This window comes from Paenibacillus sepulcri (assembly GCF_042647105.1).
Taxonomy (GTDB): Bacteria; Bacillota; Bacilli; order Paenibacillales; family Paenibacillaceae; genus Paenibacillus_Z; species Paenibacillus_Z sepulcri.
On sequence record NZ_JBHRUP010000002.1, the window covers coordinates 289,738 to 314,724 of the forward strand.

Sequence of the window (24,987 nt, forward strand, 5' to 3'; positions counted from 1 at the left end):
AAAGGAGCAGTCATCGCTATGAATTCTTCGTTTATTGATCAACCGAACGGAATTTTCCCTTCCGTATGTCCGCTTGATTGCCCGGATCAATGCGGCCTGCTGGTCCGCAAGGAGTCGGGGAAAATCGTAAAAATAGACGGTGACCCGTCCCATCCCGTCACACAAGGGGCCATTTGCAACAAAGTGCGCAATATGACGGAGCGGATCTACGATCCGAACCGCCTGCAGCATCCGCTGCTGCGGACGGGGCCCAAGGGCTCCGGGCAGTTCCGGCGCATCAGCTGGGAGGAGGCTCTGGAGACCATCGCCTCCCGGTGGAAGACACTTGCGGCTTCCGGGGAGGGAGCAGAGTCGATTCTGCCTTACAGCTTCTACGGCAATATGGGCAGAATAGGCACCGAAGGAATGGGGCGGAGGTTCTTCAACCGCCTGGGAGCCAGCCGGCTCATTTATTCCATATGCGAAGCGGCTGGCTCAGAGGGCTACCGCTACACGATGGGCGGCAGCTACGGCACGGATCCGGAGGAAACGGTTCATGCCAAGCTTCATATCATGTGGGGCATCAACGCGGTCAGCACGAATATGCACCAGGTTACGATCGCCGAGAAGGCGCGCAAGCAGGGGGCGCAAATCGTCGTTATCGATGTTCACCGGAACCGGACGGCGAAGTGGGCGGACTGGTTCATTCCCGTTATGCCCGGCACGGATGCGGCGCTTGCGCTTGGAATTATGTTTATTTTGTTTGCGGAGGGGCTGACGGACGAGAATTTTCTTCAACAATATACGGTCGGACATGAGGAGCTGCGCGAGCATGTCCGTCAGTATCCGCCGGACGTCGTATCCGCCATTACGGGCGTGCCTGTGGATGACATCTATAAGCTTGCGCGGCTGTACGGCAGCACGACACCGTCGTTTATCCGGATCGGAAACGGACCGCAGCATCACGATAACGGGGGCATGACCACCCGCGCGATCGCCTGTCTGCCTGCGCTCACGGGGCAGTGGCTGGTCAAGGGCGGCGGCGCGATAAAAGGCAACGGCGGTTATTTGAGCCTGAACAAATCCGCCCTGGAGCGTCCCGGTCTGAGCCGCAAGAACACCCGGCGAATCAATATGAATCTGCTGGGCAGCGCCCTGCTGGAGCCGGACCGGCCGATCCGCTCGCTCTACGTGTACAACTCCAATCCGGCGATTGTCGCCCCCGAAGCGAATAAAGTAAGGGAAGGGCTGGCGCGCGAGGATTTGTTTACTGTGGTTCACGATCTGTTTCTGACCGAGACGGCGAAGTTCGCCGATATCGTGCTGCCTGCGACCTCGTCATTCGAAAATACCGATCTTTATACATCGTATTGGCATCACTATGTGCAGCTGCAGCAGCCGGTCATCGAGCCATGCGGGGAAAGCAAGTCCAATGTCGAGGTATTCAGGCTGCTGGCGCAGGCGATGGGCTTCGACGAGCAGCCGCTGCGCGATACGGAGGAGGAGATGATCGAACAGGCGCTGGACGCTCCGGGCAATCCTCGCCTGCGGGGAATTACGCTGGAAGGCTTGACGGCGAGCCAGTTCGCCAAGGCCGACGTGAAGCCGGTCCTCCAGGACAAACTGCATACTCCGAGCGGCCGCATCGAGCTGTATTCCAAAGCGATGCAGCGCAGCGGTTATCCGGCTCTGCCGACCTATGTACCGCTGGTTGACGACGGTCCGCATCCATTGCTGTTCATACCGACGGCCAATCACAATTTTCTCAACTCGACATTCGCCGGGAACGACAAGCATATACGGATGGAAAAAGCGCCGCGGCTTTATATGAATATCCTGGATGCCGAAGCACGCGGTATCCGGGACGGAGACACGGTACGGGTATGGAATGGACGGGGAAGCTGTGAGCTTGCGGCGGCGGTTGGCAGCGATGTTCTGCCTGGAGTCGTTGTCAGTCAGGGACTCTGGTCCGATGCCGCAGGCGGCAAGGCGCTCGTCAACGCGCTGACGCCGGACCGCGTTGCCGATATGGGCAATGGCGCGACCTTTTTCTCCGGAAGGGTGCAGGTGGCACAAGCACTTCATCTGCAGCATTGACAGGCGAAGCATCCCCTTTGCCTTAACGGGAAGTTATCACAATCGATTGACCACGATGCGGACTTGCGACAAAGTGATTTTACATTAGCGGCGGACAGAGGCATGACTGAAGTTCTAAATACTTCACAGCTTGCCGGCAGCTGCTTCTTAAAATAGTTAAATAGGAGAATGGCCCGGATTGACAGGATCCGGGTATTTTTTTCGTCCGGAGCCTATTCCCGCTCCCGGAAGGGAGCATTTTAAGGCGGCAGCATTATTTAAAAGAAAAAGAAAATCGCTTGACATGGAGTATACTCCATGGAATAAGCTTCAGTTGCTTAGCCGAATAGGCAATAGGCAGAGAGGAAGACAAGTGGTGGAAGCCTGCATTTTTTAGACAGCAAGATTATGAACGAGGACAAGCCGCTGCTGCAATGCCATACAAGATGTTGAGAAAATCGGCTGCGGGAATATGACATGATCGTTTCTCTGCTGCAGCCTATTGTAGGGAAATAATAAAAATCGAGTCGTCAATGACTGAAATATACACTGCTTCGGGAATAATGAACGCAGCTAAACCACTTTTTTGGACAAGATTAAGCATCATTGAAATGAGGAGGAGATTGAATATGCATACGGACAACATAGATACAATTACACCTCAGGCACCGATTCCTTCGGGCTTCGGGCCGCAAACGACAGCACGCGAGGCGCTTGGCGGACGTGATTTGACGGGCAAAATCGCCATCGTAACCGGCGGGTATTCCGGCATCGGCCTTGAGACAACCCGCGCGTTGGCAGAAGCAGGCGCGACGGTCATTGTCCCCGCCCGAACGCCAGAGAAAGCCCGTGCTTCATTATCGGGTATCCCGAGAGTGGAGCTGGAGGAGCTGGATCTGATCGATCCCGCTTCCATCGACGCCTTCGCGCAGCGGTTTCTGGATTCTGGACGGCCGCTGGACATCCTGATCAATAATGCCGGCATTATGGGACCGCCGCAGGTGCACGATGCGCGCGGCTACGATAACCAATTCGCCACCAATCATCTGGGACACTTCCAGTTGACCGCGCGGCTCTGGCCGGCTTTGGTCAAGTCGGGAAGCGCGCGGGTCGTCTCGCTTTCTTCCGTTGGCATCCGCTACGGAAGCGTAGATTTTGACGATCCCAACTTCGAACGCAGGGCATATGACAAATACCAGGCCTACGGACAGTCCAAATCTGCCAACTCGTTGTTTGCAATCGCATTGGACAGGCGGGGCCGGGAGCATGGCGTCCGCGCCTTCGCCGTTCACCCTGGCGCGGTCATGAGCGGATTGGTGCGTTATATGTCGGAAGAGGAGCTGAGCGCCTCAGGTGGGCTTGACGAGGAAGGCAATCCTCCTGCTGAACCCCTGTACGTATTCAAGACCACGGAGCAGGGAGCGGCGACAAGTGTATGGTGTGCAGCGAATACGCAGCTGGATGGCAAGGGCGGCGTTTACTGCGAGGATGCCGATATCTCCGTAGTTGTCCCCGCTGAAGCTCCGATGGGGCCTGGTGTCGTACAATGGGCGATCGATCCCGGCTTGGCAGAGCGGCTGTGGCGGCTCAGCGAAGAGATGACCGGCGTGAAATTCACGATCTGAGTGTACGCGGCCTTAACGATTGCATGAACATAGCCATGATAACTGCATCATTGCGCAAAGCCTGTTGAGAACTCTCAACAGGCTTTTGCCGTATAGCCGGCGGGCTTGCAGTGCCGCCTAAGTGTCCTGATTTTGATATTCACCTATAAAATCTCCAGCTTTTCCTTCAGTTATTCGCTCCTGCCGCAAAGCTCCTGCGCTGCGCTCATGAAAAAGATTTCGTTAGGGATCATCTGATAGCAAAAACGGCTCTTTCGCCAACCATGCGAATAGAGCCGTTTTTTGCTGTTTTCCGAAAGTGCAGCTTTCTTAAAATTTGAAAATAGTTCCTTCTGTATCGGGCTTCAAGTTAGCCTTCGGGAACAACCGACCGCGAGGAGACAGGCGCTGATCACTGCCGTCACCACGGCAATGATGTGTAAACCTGAAGTCGTCACCGAGCCGCCGAATATAAGCCCCAGCAAACTGGTGGAGAAGATGCTGCCTACGGAACGAAAAGTCTGGAACAAGCCGGATGCAACGCCGGTTTCTTCCGGTTTCGTATGGCTGTACAAGGCTGTTGAAAGCCCCATATTGTTCATTCCATTTGAGATGCCGATGACTGCAGCGACCAGCAGAATGATCGGAACAGAAGTATGAGGCCCAAGCACAAGGAGCAGGAGGGTACCCGCTACAAGCACGATACTGCCGATGATGACAGGCTGCCGGTAGCTTGAACGGCGAATCATCCGGACCGCGAGCGGGGTCGTCAATACACCGATGCCAGCAAAAGGAAGCATCAGTAATCCGGCGGTCTGCGGATCGTAGCCTCTAACTTGGCCCAGCCATAACGGCAAGCCAAAGAAGAGCGAATAGAACACGATGTTCAGACCGGCATACTGGGCAAAAACGGAAGTAAGCCGGATATTCGAAGCCAGCATCCTGACGTCCAGAAACGGCTTATCTGTGCGCAGCTCCCGCAGGATCAGGAGAACCCCGGCAACCGGAACGATGATCAGCAGCCACCACTGGGTACCTTTTCCAAGCGTGACCAGGAAGAACATCAGGCTTGCGAACATGCCGCTGAACAAGACGATTCCCGGAAGATCGATCATATGCAGAACGCCTTTCTGCTCTTCCGGAGACTGTTTCCGCATGTCCGCAGGGATCCACTTGAATACCAGGATAAGCACCAGAACCGCAACCGGTACATTGATCCAGAAGATGGATTGCCATCCCGCATGAGCAACCAGAAGGCCGCCCAAAGTAGGCCCAAATGCGGCCATGACGTTGGCGGTAATGGAGATTAGCCCAAGTGCCGCAGTTGAGCTTTTACCGTCATCACGGTCTGCCGTTCGGGAAACGGAGCGAATGATCGACAGACCGGCAGGAAATGCGCATGTGCTTCCGAAAGCCTGCAGGATCCTGAGTGCGAGCAGCCAACCGAAAGACGGCGCCCAGGCAGAGAGAAGACTGCTGATGATAACCAGCGCCATTCCGGTGCTGAAAACGCGGCGGGGACCAAACAGATCCGCAAGCTTGCCCATCAAGGGCTGGCCTACCGTCGCCGCAAGGTAGAAACTCGAAATCAGCCAGGTTACGGTCGTTATGCCGACCCCGAAGCTGGACCCGATATTCAGAAGCGCGACGGAGATCATGGATGAGTTCAGCGGGTTAAGCAAAACGCCAAGTGAAACGACCCATGTGACCCGTTTCATTACTCGCTGATGGTCAGACCCTATTGGGGCAGCCATTGTGCTCGCAGCCGATGTCATTATATATTGCCTCCTTTTATGTGATCGTCTTATGGAGCCTCTTTCATCCCAACCGGCCACACTGTTATTGTAAGATTGATTACTCATAAATAAAAATATATATTTAATTATAAATTAATCACTTTAGAGTTATGGATTGAGGTAGAAATTCCGATGGATTTATTGCAGCTCCAATATTTTCAAAAAGTAGCGCAGCTGGAGCATATGACGAAGGCGGCACGCGAGCTTCAAATTGCCCAACCGGCCCTAAGCATGACAATTGCACGCTTGGAGAATGATTTGGGAGTGCCCTTATTTGACCGCCTTGGACGGCAGATCCGGCTCAATGCCTATGGAAGAGCTTTTCTCATCAAAGCGGAGACGGCTCTGAAAGCTCTGGAGGAAGGACGGCGCGAGCTCGCGGATATGTCGGGGCTGGAGCATGGGCGCGTATCTCTGGCGGTGACAACTTTAAACCGTTTCTCCAAGCTGTTGGGCGCTTTTCTTTCCAAGCATCCTGATGTCAGCTTTCGGGTAATACAGGTTCCTACAGAGGAATCGAAAACCCGGCTGCTCAGCGGTGAAATCGACTTTTGTTTCTCTTATCAGCCATTTGAGCAGCCGGAGGTCCGCTGTTTGCCTTTGTTTACGGAAGACATTCTGTTGGCTGTACCGGCTTCACATTATCTTGCAGGCCGGCGAAGCATAAGCCTTCACGAGGTGGCCCACGAATCTTTCGTCAGTCTGAAAACCGGATACAGCTTCCGCGATATAACCGATGAATGCTGCCGGAAAGCAGGTTTTGTCCCAAATATTGTGTGCGAGGGAGACGAGCCAGCGGCGATAGACGGCTTGGTCCGAGCGGGTTTGGGGATCGCTTTTCTGCCGGCGGCGGCAAGAAAAGAGTATTCTTCGCTTCATTTGCTGGATATTGCAGAGCCTGTCTGCCAATGGACCCTCCATTTGACCTGGCTTGAACAGCGCTATCTGTCACAGGCGGCACGCCGGTTTCAAGATTTCGTCGTCCGTCTATACGGGAAAAAGAGCATTTCACCGTGACATTTCCATATAAGGCTGGATGAAAATCGCTTGACATGGAGTGAACTCCATCCGATATGATGCGATGGAACAGGAACAAGCTTGGCGCGATTGTCAATAAGCAATGAGGAGGCTTGGGCTGAAGTCCCAAATTGAGCTCGCTGATGGCTGAAATGCATGCTGCTTCGGGAATAATAAATGACAATCCGGACCGCCAAATATAGGACCTGTTGAAGCGTTCAAAACCAGGAGGAGATTAATATGCAAACAGGTAACAGCTATACAATTACACCCCAGGCTCCAATCCCATCCGGCCTCGGTCCGCAAACAACAGCACGGGAAGCGCTGGGCGGACGCGATTTGTCGGGCAAGATCGCCATCGTCACCGGCGGATATTCCGGTGTCGGCCTTGAAACCACCCGCGCTCTGGCCGAAGCAGGCGCAACGGTGATTGTGCCTGCGCGTACGCCGGAGAAAGCCCGCGCTGCGGTTGCAGGTATCTCCCTTGTGGAGCTGGAGGAGTTGGATCTTTTCGATCCCGCTTCCATCGATGCCTTTACGCAGCGCTTTCTGGACTCGGGACGGCCGCTGCATTTCCTCATCAATAATGCCGGAATTATGGCTGCCCCGCTGGTACGCGATGCACGCGGCTACGAGTCCCAATTCGCCACCAATCATCTGGGACACTTCCAGCTTACGGCGAGGCTGTGGCCTGCATTGAAGCGGGCTGGAAGCGCGCGGGTTATCTCGCTCTCATCAACTGGAATCCGCTTCGGAGGCGTTGATTTTGACGATATAAACTTCGAGCGGCGGGAGTACGACAAGTGGAAGGCTTACGGCCAGTCCAAATCCGCCAACGCATTGTTTGCCGTCGCGCTGGACAGGCGCGGTGCGGCGTACGGCATCCGCGCCTTTTCCGTCCATCCCGGCAGAATTCTGACCGATTTGGTGCGGCATATGTCGGACGAGGAGAAGGGAGCAGCAGGAGGAAATTTAAAGACCACCGAACAGGGAGCGGCGACGAGCGTCTGGTGCGCAACAAGTGATCAGCTGGAGGGAAAAGGCGGCGTATTCTGTATGGATGCCGATATTGCCGGGGTTGTATCGGAAGAAGCTTTGCAAGGGCTGGGCCAGGTGATGACAGGCGTACTTCCCTGGGCGATCGATCCCGGCCTGGCGGAGAGGCTTTGGCAGGTCAGCGAGGAGATGACGGGCGTAAAGTTCACGGCTTGATCCGGATCATAAAATAACAATATTACATTTGACTATGAAGAGTAGTTTGAACAGCAGCTGAGCCTCTGCATCTGCAGGATCAGCTGCTTTTTTTTGCTCAAAATAGGTGCAAGGATAACATTCTTCCAATTCGGTCAAAATGATTTCTCCATTCTGGAGTTGACTAATCCCAATGCTGTGCTTATAATAAAAAAATGAACGGTCTGTCTTATCTCGACAGAAAATAAAGTCCCTAATCAATATAAAACAATAGTTGGTAAATTATATTGATTTAAAGGAGAGATCTTCAATGAGCAGAATATAGCAGGTGACTGAGGACCAGGGAAATTTGAAATATCGTTATTGTTGTGTCCGTGTGAGATTCGCTTCAGAGCAAAATTAATTTTTTTTGCCCTATGGAGAATGATCGTTCTCAATGGAGTAATTATTTCATAAAAACAAAATCAACACAATAGAAACTAAATACTGGAGGAATCGAAATGGAAAGATTGAATGGGAAAGTTGCATTGATCACAGGAGGAAACAGCGGTATCGGTCTGGCAACTGCAAAATTATTTGTAGCGGAGGGGGCGAAAGTAGTTATTACAGGCCGGAATCAGGCTAAGTTATCCGCCGCGGCCGAAGAGCTTGGTGTCAATGCCTTTGCCGTCCAGATGGATGCGGGTGATCCGGCAAGCATGGAAAAAGCGGTGGCTGCAGCGGTGGACAAATTCGGTAAACTGGATGTAGTTTTTGCGAATGCGGGCATTGCCGGACATACACCTCTGGGCGGGACCGAGCTGTCTGCATTTGAGGAAATTATCAAGGTCAATGTTACCGGAGTATTCTTTACCGTACAAGCGGCCCTGCCGCATCTGAAGTCTGGGGCATCGGTCATTTTGAACGGCTCGGTGCTGGCGTCATTGGGCGCATCCGGGTATTCGGCCTATGCAGCGAGCAAAGGTGCGGTCAGAAGCATGGTTAGAGTGCTGGCTACCGAGCTGTCGCCTCATGGTATCCGGGTGAATACGATTGTTCCGGGAGCAACTCGTACGCCGATCTGGGGACAATCGACGCCTGAAGGCATGTCCAACCTGGAGAATGGGCTATCGCCCTCCATTCCCCTTAATCGCCTGGCCGATCCGGATGAAGTCGCCAAGGCCGTCTTGTTCCTGGCCTCGGATGATTCCTCCTATATCCAGGGTACTGAAGTCGTTGTCGATGGAGGCGCAACTTCCTCGCCGGCTGGGGCCCCCATCTATCGGGCAAAAGGATAAGAAAGCAATTGGCGCAAGTTCTTTCATAATTACCATTTAACGTGAATATTCTGTGGGTGCGGTGTTCTCCAAATAGCGGCAGGACTCGCCCCATATCGCCGAGAAATGAAGCTCAACGCAATACTCAGCAAATATTAAACAGGAGGTAATAACAATGTCTAAATTAAATATTGGAATTATTTTGGGAAGCTCCCGTCAAGGACGCGTGAGTCCACAGGTAGGAGAATGGGTGAAAGGAATTGCTGACAAACGGGGTGATGCAAACTATGAAATCGTAGATATTGCAGACTTTAAATTACCGTTTTTTGGAGTTGAAGATGGCGAAGAGCAGGTAAGGGCATGGTCAGAGAAGTTGAATAGCCTGGATGGATTCGTCTTCGTCACGGCAGAATATAATCACAGCGTGTCGGCAGTCTTGAAAAACGCGCTCGATTCAGCCCGGGAGGCCTGGTACAATAAGGCAGCCGGCATCGTAAGCTATGGTTCAACAGGCGGAGCCCGTGCTGCCGAGCATTTGCGTGGAATCTTGTCAGAGCTGAGCGTTGCGCATGTCCGTGTGCATCCAACATTGTCCTTATTTACAGATTTTGAAAATTACAGCGTGTTTAAACCGGCTGATTTACATGTAAACAATGTTAATTCCATGCTTGATCAAGTGGTTGCATGGAGCGGCGCATTAAAGCCTTTGCGGTAAAGCTGTTTTAAAATCAGGAGCTGTGAATACTTAGAGTCAGTCCTCATAGTTACTGTCTTCAGCTTAAAATAGAGCAAGGCTATTCAGCAATCGCTGCTGGGTAGCCTTGTTTGCAATCTTTATTTCATCTTGATCTGCGCTTCATCCTTTCTTGACCTGACTTTACTAAACTAGCCTTGCAGTCAAGACAAATGGAAGGATGAAGTGAATTGAAAAAAAGCATACTGTTCCTTTGCATCGCGCTGATGTTATCCATTACGGCCTGCAGCGGGGGCAATACGACACCTGGCTCGCCATCAGGCGGCGCAAACACGGATCAATCAACACAACCGGACAGCAGCAAACCGGAGAGCAGCAAACCGGAGAGCGCGGCTTCAACGTCCAATCCTTCCCCAAGCCCCGCCCCCGATCCCAACAAAAAAAGCACCATCGTTTTATCTATGTACGGTTACGATCAGTATTATGATGACGCGAAGAAGGCTTATGAGAAAGAACATCCGAACATTACCGTCGATCTGAAGTATGTAACCAAGGACTTTGACCCCTCCGGCACGCTGGTGGAGAAGTACAGGACCAAGACGAGCGCCGATTTCCTCAGCGGCAAAGGGGCCGATATGATTGTCACGGATGATTTGCCGATTGAAGGTTTCATCGGTAAACAACTCTTGGCCAATCTGAGTGACATGATGAATGGCGATACATCCTTTAAAAAAGAGGATTACTTTCAGAACATCCTTGATGGTGTGAAGGAAAGCGACGGCAGCGTGTATGCCATGCCTCTGTCCTTCTACGTGTCCGCCCTGCTGGCGGATGAGAATGCGCTAAAAAGCACGGGTGTGACTATTGACGACAGCAGCTGGAACTGGGAGCAGTTCGCCGCCACCGCGAAAAAGCTGCCCATGACAGGCAGGTACAAATACGCTTATACCGAGAAGCGAGATAGCAATTTTCTGTATGCGCTGGTGACTGCGTCGTATTCCCAATTTGTGGATCGGGTCAACCGGAAAGCCCATTTTGATACAGATGCATTTATCAGCCTGCTGAATCAAATAAAGCAGCTGGAAAAGGACAATGTGGTAAGCTTTGATTTTCGAAACTACGAACATGTATATTTCCGGCAGACGGATATTTCTTCCTTTAGCGATTATATGTTCAGGGTTGCAGAGAGCAAGTTTGAAAAACCGGCGCTATATCAGGCTCCCAAGGGCGAAGGGCAGCAGGGCGGCGGATCCTTTTCCCCGCTTTTCAACATCGCCATTAATGCTAATTCCGCCGTTAAGCCGGAAGCATGGGACTTCCTCAAATTCTTGATGTCCGGGGGAGCAGGCAATGGGGACAAGGAACAGGATGGGAGTTTTTCCGTGTATGGGACGTTTCCGGTATCCAAGACCGTATTTGCAGCACAGGAGGCTGAGTATGTGAAGGACGGCAAGGCCGAGCAGGAGGAGCTTCAGACTGTGACTGACTTTATTTCCAAAGCGAGCAACCGGAAATCGACGCTCCCCTACGAGATCGAGATCCTCATATGGGACGAAACGTCGGCCTTCTTCAGCGGGCAGAAGTCGGCCGAGGCCGTTGCGGACATTATGCAAAACAAAGCGACGACTTACCTCAATGAATAAGCCGCGGTTCCGGTTTCCCGGACGGCTGAAGAAGGACGGGCCCGCAGCCTTGCTGTTTCTTGCGCCCAGTCTGCTCGGCTTCTCGCTGTTCTATGCGATACCCTTTGCCATGGGCATCTATTACTCCTTCACCGACAAGCTGCAAGGCGGTTCCTTCGCCGGGTTAGCCAATTACAGGGAGCTGCTGTACAGCAGCTCCTTCCGCCAGGCGGCAGCCAATACGCTGCTTTTCACGGGGATCAGCGTTCCCATTCTGATCGTGCTGTCGCTTGCTCTGGCACTCATGCTGAATCAACGGATGTGGCTTAGAAACGGGCTGCAGACGGCGGTTGTTCTGCCCCTTGTCGTTCCGGTTGCTTCTATCGTCATGGTTTGGCAAATATTCGTCGATTGGAACGGCACTTTGAACAGCTGGCTGCACTTCATGGGACTGCCGCGGATCGATTGGATGAACTCGAACTGGTCCATGGCCGTACTGGTGCTGATGTATATCTGGAAAAATATCGGCTACAATATGATTCTCTTCCTTGCCGGTCTGCAGTCGATCCCCCAAAGCTATTACGAAACGGCCCGGATCGAGGGAGCAGGCGGCATTCGCCAGCTATTCGGCATTACGCTCGTTTACTTGATACCGACCATGTTTTTCGTCATTCTTATTTCGATTATCAATTCGTTCAAGGTATTCCGGGAAACCTACATGCTTGCCGGAAATTATCCGTACGATCGCATTTATATGATGCAGCATTATATGAACAATATGTTTGTCTCGCTGGATATTCAGAAGCTGACGGCGGCCGCTACGCTGATGGTCGGCTGCATTATTGCTCTGGTATCGGGCCTGTTATCGGCCGAACGCCGGTTTCAGCAAAATCTGGAGTAATGGGGGGAGCTTATGCGGAACATTCGTGCGCTTCCCAAGGCGGTGCTGTTTACTTTAATCGCGGCAGTGGCGGCACTCCTGCTCGTTCCAATTGTCCTCACAGCCGCAAACTCGCTCATGACCCAAAACGAGTTCGCCGCTAATTACGGCTTGATCGGCACGATGACCGATGCCGCAGCAGGGGATAAGGATGCCTTTATCAATCTGAAGCTGATACCAGACTGGGTGACCTTCGCGCAGTATAAGAAACTGCTCATTACGACGCCGCGGTTTCTGCAGATGTTCTGGAACTCGGCAGGACTCGTCACGCCGATCGTCGCCGGACAGACACTGATCGCTTCTCTGGCCGCTTATGCCTTTGCCAAGCTCCGTTTCAGAGGACGGGATGCGCTGTTCATGGTCTATCTGATGACGATGCTCATGCCGTTTCAGGTGACACTGGTTCCCAATTACATCATCATCGACCGATTGGGATTATTCAACACAACGGCGGCGATTATTCTGCCTGGCATTTTCGGCGCCTTTGGCGTATTTATGATCCGTCAATTTATGGCTCAAATTCCGAATGCCTATATGGAAGCTGCCAAGACGGACGGTGCGGGACATGCCGCTATTTTCGTCCGGATCATCCTTCCCTTGGTCAAACCGGGCTTGGCTGCGCTGAGCGTCCTGCTGTTCGTCGACTATTGGAATATGGTCGAACAGCCGCTCATCTTTCTGGAGGATGAGTTCAAGCAGCCGCTGTCGCTTTATCTGCTTCAGATCAGTGAACAGGAAACAGATGTGGTTTTTGCCGCCTCGGTCCTGTACATGTGCCCGATGATCCTGCTGTTCCTGTACGCCGAAACTTATTTTGTCGAGGGCATTCAGCATTCGGGAATCAAGGGGTAACCAAGTATCAGGAGTGATGAAATGGAAGCAGCCTTCAGAACCGGCGATTCTAAAAGCCGAAAGCGAAAAATCCGCCTGCTCGCCGGCTTGTTTTTTGGCTTGCTGATCGTCCTCACATTATTCAGCAATACGTTGTTTGCCCTGACGCTGCCTAAAGTTACTGTGGAGCAGCCTGACACCGGTCTTCTGAATCAGGAGTTTAAGGGAAGCGCCGCCGTGAAGTTTGTGTCGGAGCTGGATCTATCGAATCCGTCAGGCGGGAAAGTTAAACAGGTGCTGGTCAAGGAGGGGGATGCCGTCCAGAAAGGACAGGCACTCGTCATGTATGAAAACAGCGAGACGGAGCAGCAGATCGAGGCGGAACGGGACACGCTGGAAAAGCTGAAGCTCCCTGTGCAAAGCCTGCAGCGCGACTATATCGAAGCTGCTGTAAATGCGGATTCGGGGGCACAGAACGACGCCCGAATCGCATTGGAAAGCGCGCGGCTGGATATTGCCGCTCAGGATAGGCGTATTCAGGCACTGGAGGGCCAGCTTGCCGATCAACAAAAGCTGAAAGCCCCGTTCGATGGCATTGTAAGAACTGTTCATGCGGTAGAAGGCCTGCCTTCAGGCACGGGAGAAGGTGATATCCGCCTTGTTAATTCGGACAAGGGACTGCAGTTCGAGATGCAGGTGCCTGTCAATATTGCCGCCACGCTGGATACAGCCGAGTCTTTGGAGGTCATGATTTCAGGCAAGAGCGGCCGTTCCGTTCAGGGGAACATTGTGGAAATCGGAGAGAGCGATGCCTCTAAGCCAAGCGAATCAGCTCCGGAAACGATTCGTCTGCTCGTCAGCCTGCATGATGAGGCTCTCCGCGAAGGTGACCGGGTTGAGCTCAATCTCACGGCCAAGGGGGACGAGAACGCGCTTGTCATTTCAAGCCAGGCGGTCCATAAAGACAGAGACGGCGCCTATGTGTTTGTTATCGACAATAAGAAAGGACCGCTTGGCAATGTCAACTTTGCAAGAAAGATGTCCGTCACCATATCTGCCGCCAACGAGATGAGAACCGCGGTAGTCGACAGTTTAATTGGCAGTGAAAAGGTCATTGTGGAAAGCAGCGACCCTCTGGCCGACGGCACTCAGGTCCGCTACTAGCAAGACACGCCGGTTCCCTTTTCAAAACGAAGTTTGATATGATGGAACGGTAAACAAAGGACACGACTTGGGGGCTTCGCATGGACGTCAGGACGATTTTAGTTGTGGAGGATGAACCCATCCTGAGGGAAATCGTGAAAGATTATTTTCTGAATGAAGGGTATGAGGTGCTGGAGGCTGTGGACGGCGAGCAGGCCTTGCAGCTGATTCAAGACAGGAAAGTGGACCTCATCATACTGGACATCATGCTTCCAAGACTGGATGGATGGTCAGTTTGCCGCCGCATACGGAAGACCTCCGATGTTCCGATTATCATGCTGACCGCACGCGTGGACGAAGACGACACGCTGCTGGGCTTCGAGCTTGGCGCCGACGATTACGTCACGAAGCCGTATAGTCCGCCGGTTCTGCTGGCCAGAGCAAAACGGCTGCTCGACAGCCGCTCGCGGCAAAGCCAATCGCCTGGTACAAGCGATTCGTTGATCCGTTACGGCATCCGCATTCATTTTCCATCGCGGACGGTGGAAAGCGACGGGGTGTCGATCAACCTGACGCATACGGAATTCGAGATTTTGAGCAGCCTGATGCAAAACCAGGGCATTGTGATGACCAGGGAGCAGATGATCACCAAAATCTGGGGGTACGAATACGCCGGCGACGATCGTACGATAAATACCCATATCCGCAATTTAAGAATCAAGCTGGGCGATAAAGCTAAGCTGATTACAACCATTGTCAGAACCGGCTACCGGTTCGGGGCAAGCGTATGACAAGCCGTATCGTACTGAAGCTGTTCCTGCTGACCATCCTGTTGTGTACGCTTATTTTGGCGTCTATATACATTGGGCAAACGGTATTTTTCAAGGATTATTATGTCAATCAGAAAGTGAAAGACATTCAGACAAGCCTGCAAAGCTATAAGTCACAGTATGAATCCGGCGAGGGAGACGCCATGCTCGCGCAATCGCTCGCGCAGGACTTTTACCGGGATCACGGCGCATGGCTGGCGGTTCTGGACCACAATGGCGAGCTGATCCAAACCGACGCGTTCGACATGGAATTGACCGGCGAGAGCCTGAGCGGCCAAACCGTGACCTATAAGGTGCCGCTGTATCACTTGGTGAGCGCGGACGAAGGGGAGGGTTTCAAAGGCTTCCTTGCGGATCAAACGCCTTTCTGGATCTACGGCATCGTGAAAGGGAGCACGTTAATTCCGGCAGCCATCCGGACAGAGAATAACGGAAGCGGGATCAAAATCGAAACGTTCGAAAACGCGCGCTTGAAAAGGATAATGACCGACCTCGTAGCTGAGAAATTGAAAAATATGGACGAGAGCCTGGAGGAGAAATTGAACCACGAATCGGACTTTAATGGCAGCAAGGCGGAGCTGTACGATCCGTTCACTTACATGCAGGGCAAAGTCGTGAAGACACGATTCCAGATGCTGGACGATACGAATAGTCTGCTCTATACGAATGCCTTGTTTCTCGATCGGATCAACGTTTTCCAGACGGAGCTGCTCTTGAAATACGCTCCCGGGGATGCGGGTCCGCAAACGCAGGACTTCGAGCAGAGCAACGCGAAATACAAGCTGATCATTCAGCCGATGCGCGGCTCCGACGGGAATACCGCCTATCTCTACGCGATGGCATCCCTCCAGCCGGTCGATGAAGCTGTGCAGATGGTCCAGAGCTACTATGTCTACATTATCGCGTTTGTATCGCTGCTGGTCCTGTTTGCTTCCTTTTACTACTCCATGACGATTGCAAGACCTCTGCTGCGGGTCAACCAGATGACGAAGAAGCTTGCCAACCTCGATTTCTCGGCTGAAATTCCGATTAAATCGAAGGATGAGATCGGCGATCTGTCCAGAAACATAAACTCGCTCTCGCAAACGCTGCATTCTTATATCAAGCAGCTTCAGGATGACATCGAGAAGGAGAAGCGGCTGGAGAACACGCGCAAGGAATTTATATCCGGTGTATCGCATGAGCTCAAGACACCTCTCAGCGTGATGAAGAGCTGCATCTCGATTCTGAAGGACGGCGTGGCCGCCCACAAAAAGGATCACTATTTCGCAGCGATGGAGAAAGAAGTGGACAAAATGGATGCGCTCATCGTCGGTATGCTTGAGCTGGCCAAATACGAGTCAGGCACGTATAAATTGAAGATGGACGAGTTTGATATCGACACCGTGATCGAAGCGGTTTGCGAGCAGTTCAGGGTGGAAATGGACGAGAAAATGCTGCGGCTGCACCTTCAGTTGTCACCTGTCAAAGTTGTGGCCAGCCAGCTGCGCATTGAGCAGGTCATGACCAATTTTATAACAAACGCGATCCTGTATACGCCTGCAGGTCAAGCCATCAACGTGACCGCCATTGAAGAGGCGGATCGGGTCGCCGTCAGCGTGGAAAACATGGGCGCGCGAATTCCGCCGGAGCAGCTGGATAAGGTATGGGACCGTTTCTACCGCGGAGACACTTCCCGCCAGCGCTCCATGGGAGGCACAGGGCTGGGACTGGCCATCTCGAAAAACATTCTGGAGCTTCACGGAGTGGAATACGGAGCCGCCAATACGCAGAATGGCGTCGCCTTTTATTTCTATCTGAATAAAAAGCAATAAAGCAGGGATGGCACGCAGCAGTATCATGGAAACATGCATGAGGCTGGCAGCCATCACGCAACGTCAGACCTTGCACGGGGAGCAACGGGAGGTCCCGAGCGTAAAGTTATTTAAATTTGTTCACGAAACCGCAGGGAGCTTTCATAGTCCTCGCGGTTTTCTTTGCGTTATGGCCGCTTCATATTAAGATAACATAATCATAGTTATGTAAACTTTAAATATAAGTTACATAACTATGATTATGTAAACTAAAATTCCAAAGCAATCCGGTCTGGTTGATATTTCCATATTGCATATAAATATAATCGCTCTATTAACCTGGCAGATGGATCCCTGGCAGATACGTAACAGATTTTTCGCGGCAAATTTCTATCGCAGCACATTCGTAGTGCCTGATGCCCTCTAAGAGGAGGTATCAGGCATTTATCATTTATACATCACACTTATCCAGCTATAGATCATGGAAAAGCGGAATCCGAAGACATAAAATAAATATGTAAGCGCAATCAAATGGAGGGGATGTGTGTTTCAAGGGGTGGACGATGAACATTTAGTTCCCAATCCCCAAAAAGAAGGGAGGCTGTCACCATCAAAATGTGGCGGGATTAAGCGGCAAGCTGCGAATCTATTATAGTGACAAGAAAATGGAGGTTAAGAATGTTGAAAATTCCATATTTTTCTTATAAAAGGATGTTATCCTTATGTCTTGCAGTCAGCCTGCTCGCTTCGCTGCCATTGGCAGCTTTCGGGGCAGTACCGCCGCTCCCGGGCCCGGCGTACCCGTCTGTCTATGACGATTTTGCCAATCCGGCGGGCGGTACCTTCAAGCAGCAATGGTCCAATTGGTATAATCAGTCGGGCGGTACGGGGACCTATACGAAGACGACTGTAGACGGCAGAACGGTCGGGAAATTTACACAGACGCCGACTTCCGGCTATTCATGGGCCAAATTCGAGCCGCAGCATGATATCGCTAATTTTGAAGGCTACCGCTATCTGACCGTCGTCATGAAAAACCCCGGTTATGCCAACAGCCGGATCCGGTTTGATATTTCGGACGGCAGCGCCAATTACTGGATGACTGCATTCACGGCCGTCCCTGCCGATTGGACGACCTTCAATTTTGATATGAACCAGTTTCCCGACCTGAACAAAAAAAATGCCCATATCTCCATATGGCTGAACCAGACAGGGGGAGAATACGGGGAAATGCTGGTTGACGAGATCCGCGCAACATCCGAATACAGCGGTACCGCGCCAACCCTTACCGCAGCCGGTATCGACGCAAGCACAGGCTTTGAAAATACCACCTTCACCTTCGATGCCACTTATACAGATGCGGATAACGAGCCGCCGGTCGCCATGGAGATTGTCCTGGACGATTCAACCATCTACAAAATGGAAGAAGTCAGCAGCGCCGACAATACTTATACGGACGGCAAAGCCTATACATTCTCTGCCAGACTGCCGGCAGGAGGACATTCCTATTACTTCCGCGCTGCAGACGGAACCTCCGATCCTACTGCTACTTCAAGCCAGAATGTGACGGTGAACGGAATCACGCAGCTCATCGACATCAATGACAACACAACCGGAGCCGGCCTTAACCAGTTTCAGTATGAAGGCGCCGGATGGCAGTATGATGCTGCGGCAACAGGCAGCTATCAATCGGACAACCATTATACTGCGACAACGGACGAGTATGCAGCGTTCCGGTTTATCGGCACGCAGGTCAAGCTTTACGGAACCAAAGGCCCGGACAAAGGAATTGCAGCCATCTCCATTGATAATGGAGCCGAGCTCCATGTGGACACGTACGCGCCGACAAGACAGGATAACGTGCTGCTTTATGCAAGCCCTGCTCTGTCCAACAGCATTCATTCGCTGAAGGCAAGGGTGACCGGGTTCAAAAATGCCAGCTCGTCCGGAACGCAGATCGCTGTCGACCGGACCAATGTCAATGCCTATGCGGCAAGCCTGATCGACAGCATCAACGTAAGCCAGGCCGGATACAGCGCCAATGCTTATAAAGCCGCCAAAGTAACGGCAGTCGACGCCATGACGGACTTGTCATATGAAATTTTGGACGGTACCGACGTCATTGCAAGCGGAACGATGACAGATGAAGGCGTAACGTGGAACAAGCATGTGTACACCATCGATTTCTCGGCGGTTACGCAGACGGGCTCCAATTTCACGGTAAGGAGCAACGGCGTTTCCTCTTATGTTTTCCCGATTCAGACCAATATGTGGGACGCGTACAAGGATGAAATGACGACGTTCTACAGACTGCAGCGGCTCGAGGATACGAGAGCGGCCTACCCGGAAGGCTACAGCAGCATTGCACCGTCGGACAAGGTGTTCCACCCCGCCTCCTTCCAGGATGATGCGGTTATCGACGGAACGCACTACGATTTGACGGGCGGCTGGCATGATGCCGGAGATTACGGCAAGTATGCCGGAAATATGTGGGTTATCGGCAATATCGCCATATCCTACAACCGGCATGCCGATTCGCCGCTGGTCAGCTTCGACAACGACAGCAACGGCATTCCGGACCTCATTGACGAGGCGAAGTACGGAAGCGATTATTTAATGAAGTTTGCCGATCAGCTGGATGGCGCCTTATACGACTTTAACGGCCATACTTCTTTTCAGCACCCGGAGAAAGTCACGGATAACATCATCGGTACCGCGGACGACCGGAAACCGGTTCAAGTCGCTGTCAACGGATCGGCCAAAGGCGCAGGTTCGCTGGCCGCAACGGCGCGCGCAATCAGCATCGCGCTGGATAACGGGGATATATCCGCGCCCAACCTGACAGCTATGGAAGAAGCCGCCGCGAATTACACGGAAGGAGCCCTTGTTCTGTACAACTATGCCATGAATAATCAATCGGGCAATCAGGGCTCCTATACATCCGGCATCAACAATGCCCTGTTGTTCGCCGAAGTGCAGCTGGCCTTGCTGACCAATGATGCCGGCTATATCGATTCCGCGTCGGACCGGATTGCCAATTTCCCGGATTTGAGAGCGACGAACTATTGGGATATGGGGCCGCTGGCTTTTGCGGAGTTTTATCCGCTCGCGGACACGGCGACCAAGACGAAGATCCAGCAGGCGTTGAAGAAGGAGCTTGACGGCTTCCTGTCCTCCGTCGACGATACGCCATATGGGGTAATCAATCAATTCGGCAACTTTGGCGTCAACGAGCCGCATGCCGGCTATGTTGCGGATGCGATCCGCTACTACGAGCTGTTCAACGATCCTTCGGCGCTGCGGGCAGCCACGGAAGGCTTGTACTGGATGGTAGGCTCGAATCCCTGGAATTTCAGCTGGGTATCAGGGGTAGGAACCGATTTCGTCAAATATTTGCACACGCGGCTGGACGAACAGGCTTATGATGCGGCTCTGGCAGGCATCGTCATACCCGGCGCTCTGGTCAGCGGACCGAATTTGAAGGATCCCTTGAATCCAGTCAGCGCAAGCCCATGGTACGAGGACAGGGGACTTTTCCAGGATAACATGAGCTCCTGGAGATACAACGAATATAGTATCAGCATTCAGGCCGGACTGTTCTATTCCGTCATGGCGCTTACGGCGATGAACCCGGGAGATCCAGCCGTTGCGAACGCGCCTAGCGGATTGTCCATCACCTCGCCGATTACCGGAGAGTTCGTCCGCGGCAATGTGACGGTGTTCGCAGAGCCTGATCCGGCTTTAAGCTCGATTGAATCCAACCTGATCGGCAGCTTTACCCCGATGACGGATGCCGGCGACGGAGTATACAAAACCTCTTACGATACAAGCGCTCTGGCGCCCTTGACGAACAGGAGAGTAGATGTCAGAGGAACGGAAAGCACTGGCGCCAAGACTATAAGCACCACCTACTACAGGGTCGCTCCACCGCTGCCAAGTCCGTCTGCGCCGTCCCTGTACGACGATTTCGGCGGCAACGGAAGCTGGGGAAGCCAGGGACTTGCCTGGGTGAACTGGTGGAACCAGGACGGGGGAACGGCAACCTACGCCAAGACAACGGTGGACGGCCGGACGGTCGGCAAATTTACGCAAACCCCGGCATCGCAATGGTCCAGAGCCAAATTTCAACCGTGGCATACCCGGTTCGATTTGTCGGGTTACCGCTTTTTGACCCTGACGATGAAAAATCCGGGCTTTGCGGACAGCCGGATCAGGGTCGATATCAATGACGGCCTGGGCGCCGGGGCCATCGTATCCAACGGAAATATGGCCGTAGCGGATACCTGGACGGATTACACCTTCGACCTGGATGCGATTCCAAATTTGAACAAGAAAAATTTGCAGCTTACGTTATGGCTGGTTCAGGCGGGTGGACAATACGGCGAAATGCTTATTGACGAAATAAAAGGAACGAATGTGCAAAGCGGCACCGCGCCAGCTTTGACAAATACGGGCATAAGCCCGACGGTCGGGCACGCAGAGACCGATTTCACCTTTACGGCCACGTACACGGATGCGAACAACCAGAAGCCGTTTGTGGTGGAGGTCGTCGTGGACGGCGTCATTCATGAGATGAGCCCGCTCAATACCGCCGACGAGACCTACACCGACGGCAAAACCTACAGCTATACGACGAAGCTGCCTCTTGGCACCCACTCTTATTATTTCACGACCTCCGACACGACGACCAACGCGGTAAGCACGTCCGTCCAATCCGGACCCGCGGTAGGTCTGGGTGCGCCGGAGCCGTCGACCGCCATCCCAGGCAAAATCGAAGCCGAAAACTACAGCGGCATGAGCGGCATCCAGACGCAAAACACAAACGATACAGGCGGCGGGTTAAACGTCGGCTGGATCGATACGGGAGACTGGATGGATTACGAAGTGGACGTGGACACCACAGGACTCTATCAAGTCGAGTACCGGATAGCAAGCGGCGCGGCTGCGGGGCATATCCAGCTGAAATCGGGAGAAACGGTGCTGTCCGATACGGCTGTGCCGAATTCAGGAGGTTATCAGAACTGGAGAACGGTTACGGATACCGTCGAACTCCCGGCAGGCGTCCAGACGCTCAGGCTGTATGCAAGCGGCGGGGGGTTCAATATGAACTGGATCAACTTCCAGCCTGCAACGATAACGTCAATCCCCGGTAAAGTCCAGGCCGAAAACTACAGCGGCATGAGCGGCATCCAGACCCAAACGACAACCGACGCGGACGGCGGCTTGAACGTAGGGTGGATCCATACGGGAGATTGGATGGATTATGTTGTGGACGTGAACGCGGCAGGAACCTATGCGCTTGAATACCGCGTAGCCAGCACAGAGGCAGCGGGACAAATCGAACTGAAATCGGGAGAAACGGTATTAGCGGCGACGGATGTGCCCAATACCGGAGGCTCTCAAACATGGGCAACAGTTACGGAAGAGGTTGAACTGACTGCCGGCGTGCAGACGCTCAGGCTGCATGCAAGCGGAGGCGGCTTCAATCTCAACTGGTTTGGCTTTACGTACGTGCCGGACCCGTCTTTCCTGATCCCCGGAAAAATTGAAGCGGAGGCTTACGATGCCATGAGCGGCATCCAGACGCAAAATTCATCGGATGCCGGCGGGGGAGTAAACGTAGGCTGGGTGGACACGGGAGACTGGATGGATTACGTGATCGGCGTCAACACGCCAGGGCTCTACAAGGTGGAATACCGCGTGGCCAGCAGCACGGCAGCGGGTCAAATTGAACTGAAATCGGGTGAGTCCGTGCTGGCGACGAAGAATGTCCCGAGCACCGGAGGCAATCAGTCCTGGACTACGCTTACCGGGACAGTCGAACTCCCGGACGGCGTGCAAACGCTAAGACTGCATGCGAGCGGCGGCGGCTTTAATCTCAATTGGCTCAACATTACTGCGCTTGAGGCTGCGGCCGTTCCCGGCAAAATCGAAGCCGAAGCCTATATCGGTATGAATGGCATCCAGACGCAAGCAACAACGGATACGGACGGCGGCTTGAACGTAGGCTGGGTCCACACGGGAGACTGGATGGATTACGTCATCAATGTGGACACGGCCGGCAGCTTTACGGTGGAGTATCGTGTGGCAAGCAATGCCGCTGCCGGCCTTATCGAGTTGAAGTCAGCAGAGACGGTATTGGCAGCGACGGATGTGCCGGTTACCGGCGGCAATCAGTCCTGGACAACTATTACGGATACGGTGGAATTGGCCGCCGGCGTGCAGACCATCAGAGTGCATGCCAGCGGCGGCGGCTTCAATCTCAATTGGCTCAGCTTTACGGGAGAGTAGAAGCGAGTTACATGTAAACTCGAGTGAAACGAGAGGAGAACGGGTCTTAAGGCCCGTTTCTCCTCTCATTGTTTATAAGCGCGGCATTTACCGCTTGCGGTCATTATGATATAGGTCACGTTTATACGGCAATAGATCATCGAAATGCCGTTAGCGTAGACTTATACTAAAATCAAGTTCAAAGATGCGGTAGATTCGACAAAGGCTCCCAGCCGAAAGTCGTACTATAGTTGAATATTTACAGGAGGGTTAAGATGAAACAAAGAAAAATGGTTTGGCCTGCATTACTGTTATCTCTGCTTGTATTGACAGTATTCCTGCAAGCGTGCTCAGGCAGGGAAGGCAGGGGCAATCCGGGTCAGGCGAACAGTCCGGCCGATACCGGCGGCAATCAACAGCCGGCCGATTCCTCGCCAGCCACTTCCCCTGCAGAGCCGGCGGATTCCGCTGCAGCGGATCTGGCGCCTTATGAGGTTTCCATCGTTTATTTCGGCAAGCCGCAGCGGGACGGCGCATTGGTCGAAGCCAAAATGAGCGAATATCTGAAGGAGAAGATCAATGCAACCGTCAAGCTTCGTCCGATCGCCAGCAGCGATTACCAGACCAAAACGGAGCTGATGATGAATACCGGCGAGTCGATGGATCTGGTATTTACCGCTTCCTGGCTAAACTACTTCGGAAATATTACGAAGGGGGCCTTCCTCGAGCTCGATGAGCTTCTGGACAAACATGGCCAGGGAATCAAGGAAACGATTAATTCGAAGTATCTGGAAGCCCCTCGACTGAATGGCAAGTTGTACGCCATCCCGACGAACAAGGAGATCACGCAGGGAAAATCGTGGACCTACCGGAAGGATATAGTCGACAAGTATAATATCCCGATCGAGCAGATTCAGACGATTTCCGATTTGGAGCCATGGTTTAAGGTGTTGAAGGAGAAAGAGCCTGGTCTCATTATAAACTTCGTAGGCAACAGTATCGGCGGCAGCGGGATGATGTATGAAACACGCTCCAACTTCCGTCCGATCGGCCCCACACCGAATCAGGTTCCGTTATTTCTGATCGATTATACATCGCAGGACATTCAAGTAAAGACCGTTCTGGATCAGGAAATCGTGTCGATCATCAAGCCGGAATACGAGTTGATGCGCAGCTTTTTCGAGAAAGGCTACACGAACGCGGATGCGGGAACGACCAAAGCCAACATCGGCGATTTGAGAAAACAGGGGAAAATCTGGATACAAGGAGCGGTCTGGAAGCCAGGAGCCGATATTGAATTAAAACTCAGCACAGACAACAAATACGATTTCGTCTCTCACGTTGTTGAAGAACCAATCGTTACGACTGATCTGGCTACAGGCTCGATGATGTCCATTTCCAGAACGTCCCAGGACCCGGAACGGGCAATGATGGTTTTGAATTTGCTGCACACCGATCCTTATTTGATCAACCTGATGGTTCACGGCATAGAAGATATGCATTACAAGAAGACAGTGGACAACCGTATCGAGTGGATCCCCGATTCCGGCTATCAATCTGGAATCTCCTGGGTTGTCGGCAGCCAGATGCTGAATTACCTGCTCCCGGGACAGCCGGACGATCTCTATGAGAACTGGAAGACGTTCAACGACGAAGCGAAAGCCTTCCCATTGATGGGCTTTGTGTTCGACGATACGAAAGTGAAGCCCGAGGTGGCCCAGCTTACATCCATTATTACGGAATATTCGATGATCGCGACCGGAGCGGTGCCTGAACCGTCGAAGATGGTCGACGAGCGCAATGTGAAGCTTAAGGATGCGGGGATTGAGAAAGTCGCGGCTGAGCTTCAGACACAAATTGATGCCTGGCGGGCGGCTAACAATAAATAGCAGGGTAAAATAAAACTGGTAAAAAGAACGGCTTTGCCGTCCTATGGCGGCAAAGT

General features: G+C 52.7%; 15 protein-coding genes. 14 read left to right on the forward strand and 1 reads right to left on the reverse strand.

Annotated features, from left to right (window positions below; translation table 11 throughout):
• The first annotated feature begins 18 nt into the window (after positions 1-18).
• Together ACFOLF_RS36370 and ACFOLF_RS36375 are read left to right on the forward strand one after the other, a co-directional pair.
• Positions 19-2,076 (forward strand): molybdopterin oxidoreductase family protein, encoded by a 2,058-nt coding sequence (locus ACFOLF_RS36370; RefSeq protein ID WP_210040120.1) that lies wholly within the window; start codon positions 19-21, stop codon positions 2,074-2,076.
• A 608-nt stretch (positions 2,077-2,684) separates the two neighbouring features.
• Entirely contained in the window at positions 2,685-3,680 is a 996-nt protein-coding gene (locus ACFOLF_RS36375; RefSeq protein ID WP_210040119.1) for an oxidoreductase, read from the forward strand.
• Positions 3,681-4,024: 344 nt separating this feature from the next.
• Here the strand turns inward: ACFOLF_RS36375 and ACFOLF_RS36380 are convergent, their stop codons facing one another.
• Positions 4,025-5,434, reverse strand: a complete 1,410-nt coding sequence (locus ACFOLF_RS36380; RefSeq protein WP_210040118.1) for an MFS transporter — start codon at positions 5,432-5,434, stop codon at positions 4,025-4,027.
• A gap of 153 nt (positions 5,435-5,587) precedes the next feature.
• On the opposite strand from ACFOLF_RS36380, the gene ACFOLF_RS36385 reads away from it, so the two are divergent.
• From ACFOLF_RS36385 to ACFOLF_RS36440, 12 genes are all read left to right on the forward strand, one after another.
• Complete coding sequence (locus ACFOLF_RS36385; protein ID WP_210040117.1) at positions 5,588-6,472, forward strand: LysR family transcriptional regulator; 885 nt, start codon at positions 5,588-5,590, stop codon at positions 6,470-6,472.
• 240 nt (positions 6,473-6,712) lie between these two features.
• Positions 6,713-7,684 carry an oxidoreductase gene (locus ACFOLF_RS36390; RefSeq protein WP_210040116.1) on the forward strand — a complete coding sequence of 324 codons (972 nt, stop codon included), beginning with the start codon at positions 6,713-6,715 and terminating at the stop codon, positions 7,682-7,684.
• Positions 7,685-8,163: 479 nt separating this feature from the next.
• Positions 8,164-8,940 carry an SDR family NAD(P)-dependent oxidoreductase gene (locus ACFOLF_RS36395; RefSeq protein ID WP_210040115.1) on the forward strand — a complete coding sequence of 259 codons (777 nt, stop codon included), beginning with the start codon at positions 8,164-8,166 and terminating at the stop codon, positions 8,938-8,940.
• Between the two features lie 154 nt (positions 8,941-9,094).
• Positions 9,095-9,634, forward strand: a complete 540-nt coding sequence (locus ACFOLF_RS36400) for an NADPH-dependent FMN reductase (protein ID WP_210040114.1) — start codon at positions 9,095-9,097, stop codon at positions 9,632-9,634.
• A gap of 209 nt (positions 9,635-9,843) precedes the next feature.
• The gene (locus ACFOLF_RS36405) at positions 9,844-11,256 is read left to right on the forward strand and encodes an ABC transporter substrate-binding protein (protein ID WP_210040113.1); all 1,413 of its coding nucleotides are present in this window, start codon (positions 9,844-9,846) and stop codon (positions 11,254-11,256) included.
• Positions 11,249-12,136 (forward strand): carbohydrate ABC transporter permease, encoded by an 888-nt coding sequence (locus ACFOLF_RS36410; RefSeq protein WP_210040112.1) that lies wholly within the window; start codon positions 11,249-11,251, stop codon positions 12,134-12,136. Before ACFOLF_RS36405 ends, ACFOLF_RS36410 begins: the two co-directional genes overlap by 8 nt.
• A gap of 12 nt (positions 12,137-12,148) precedes the next feature.
• Entirely contained in the window at positions 12,149-13,027 is an 879-nt protein-coding gene (locus tag ACFOLF_RS36415; protein WP_210040111.1) for a carbohydrate ABC transporter permease, read from the forward strand.
• Positions 13,028-13,048: 21 nt separating this feature from the next.
• On the forward strand, positions 13,049-14,170 hold the full coding sequence (locus ACFOLF_RS36420) for an efflux RND transporter periplasmic adaptor subunit (RefSeq protein ID WP_210040110.1): 1,122 nt from the start codon (positions 13,049-13,051) through the stop codon (positions 14,168-14,170).
• A gap of 80 nt (positions 14,171-14,250) precedes the next feature.
• Positions 14,251-14,940, forward strand: coding sequence for a response regulator transcription factor (locus tag ACFOLF_RS36425; protein WP_210040109.1), 690 nt, complete (start codon positions 14,251-14,253; stop codon positions 14,938-14,940).
• Positions 14,937-16,793 carry a sensor histidine kinase gene (locus ACFOLF_RS36430; RefSeq protein WP_210040108.1) on the forward strand — a complete coding sequence of 619 codons (1,857 nt, stop codon included), beginning with the start codon at positions 14,937-14,939 and terminating at the stop codon, positions 16,791-16,793. Before ACFOLF_RS36425 ends, ACFOLF_RS36430 begins: the two co-directional genes overlap by 4 nt.
• Positions 16,794-17,450: 657 nt before the next feature.
• Positions 17,451-23,063: a carbohydrate-binding protein gene (locus tag ACFOLF_RS36435; protein ID WP_379113181.1), complete on the forward strand. Its 5,613-nt coding sequence runs from the start codon at positions 17,451-17,453 to the stop codon at positions 23,061-23,063.
• A 254-nt stretch (positions 23,064-23,317) separates the two neighbouring features.
• On the forward strand, positions 23,318-24,931 hold the full coding sequence (locus ACFOLF_RS36440; RefSeq protein ID WP_210040107.1) for an ABC transporter substrate-binding protein: 1,614 nt from the start codon (positions 23,318-23,320) through the stop codon (positions 24,929-24,931).
• Positions 24,932-24,987 lie beyond the last annotated feature (56 nt).

Bases quoted from the DNA above. Each gene is read 5' to 3' on its own strand.
- ACFOLF_RS36370 (WP_210040120.1), top strand. From the start codon at position 19: ATGAATTCTTCGTTTATTGATCAACCGAACGGAATTTTCCCTTCCGTA.
- ACFOLF_RS36375 (WP_210040119.1), top strand. From the start codon at position 2,685: ATGCATACGGACAACATAGATACAATTACACCTCAGGCACCGATTCCT.
- ACFOLF_RS36380 (WP_210040118.1), bottom strand. From the start codon at position 5,434: ATGACATCGGCTGCGAGCACAATGGCTGCCCCAATAGGGTCTGACCAT.
- ACFOLF_RS36385 (WP_210040117.1), top strand. From the start codon at position 5,588: ATGGATTTATTGCAGCTCCAATATTTTCAAAAAGTAGCGCAGCTGGAG.
- ACFOLF_RS36390 (WP_210040116.1), top strand. From the start codon at position 6,713: ATGCAAACAGGTAACAGCTATACAATTACACCCCAGGCTCCAATCCCA.
- ACFOLF_RS36395 (WP_210040115.1), top strand. From the start codon at position 8,164: ATGGAAAGATTGAATGGGAAAGTTGCATTGATCACAGGAGGAAACAGC.
- ACFOLF_RS36400 (WP_210040114.1), top strand. From the start codon at position 9,095: ATGTCTAAATTAAATATTGGAATTATTTTGGGAAGCTCCCGTCAAGGA.
- ACFOLF_RS36410 (WP_210040112.1), top strand. From the start codon at position 11,249: ATGAATAAGCCGCGGTTCCGGTTTCCCGGACGGCTGAAGAAGGACGGG.
- ACFOLF_RS36415 (WP_210040111.1), top strand. From the start codon at position 12,149: ATGCGGAACATTCGTGCGCTTCCCAAGGCGGTGCTGTTTACTTTAATC.
- ACFOLF_RS36420 (WP_210040110.1), top strand. From the start codon at position 13,049: ATGGAAGCAGCCTTCAGAACCGGCGATTCTAAAAGCCGAAAGCGAAAA.
- ACFOLF_RS36425 (WP_210040109.1), top strand. From the start codon at position 14,251: ATGGACGTCAGGACGATTTTAGTTGTGGAGGATGAACCCATCCTGAGG.
- ACFOLF_RS36430 (WP_210040108.1), top strand. From the start codon at position 14,937: ATGACAAGCCGTATCGTACTGAAGCTGTTCCTGCTGACCATCCTGTTG.
- ACFOLF_RS36435 (WP_379113181.1), top strand. From the start codon at position 17,451: ATGTTGAAAATTCCATATTTTTCTTATAAAAGGATGTTATCCTTATGT.
- ACFOLF_RS36440 (WP_210040107.1), top strand. From the start codon at position 23,318: ATGAAACAAAGAAAAATGGTTTGGCCTGCATTACTGTTATCTCTGCTT.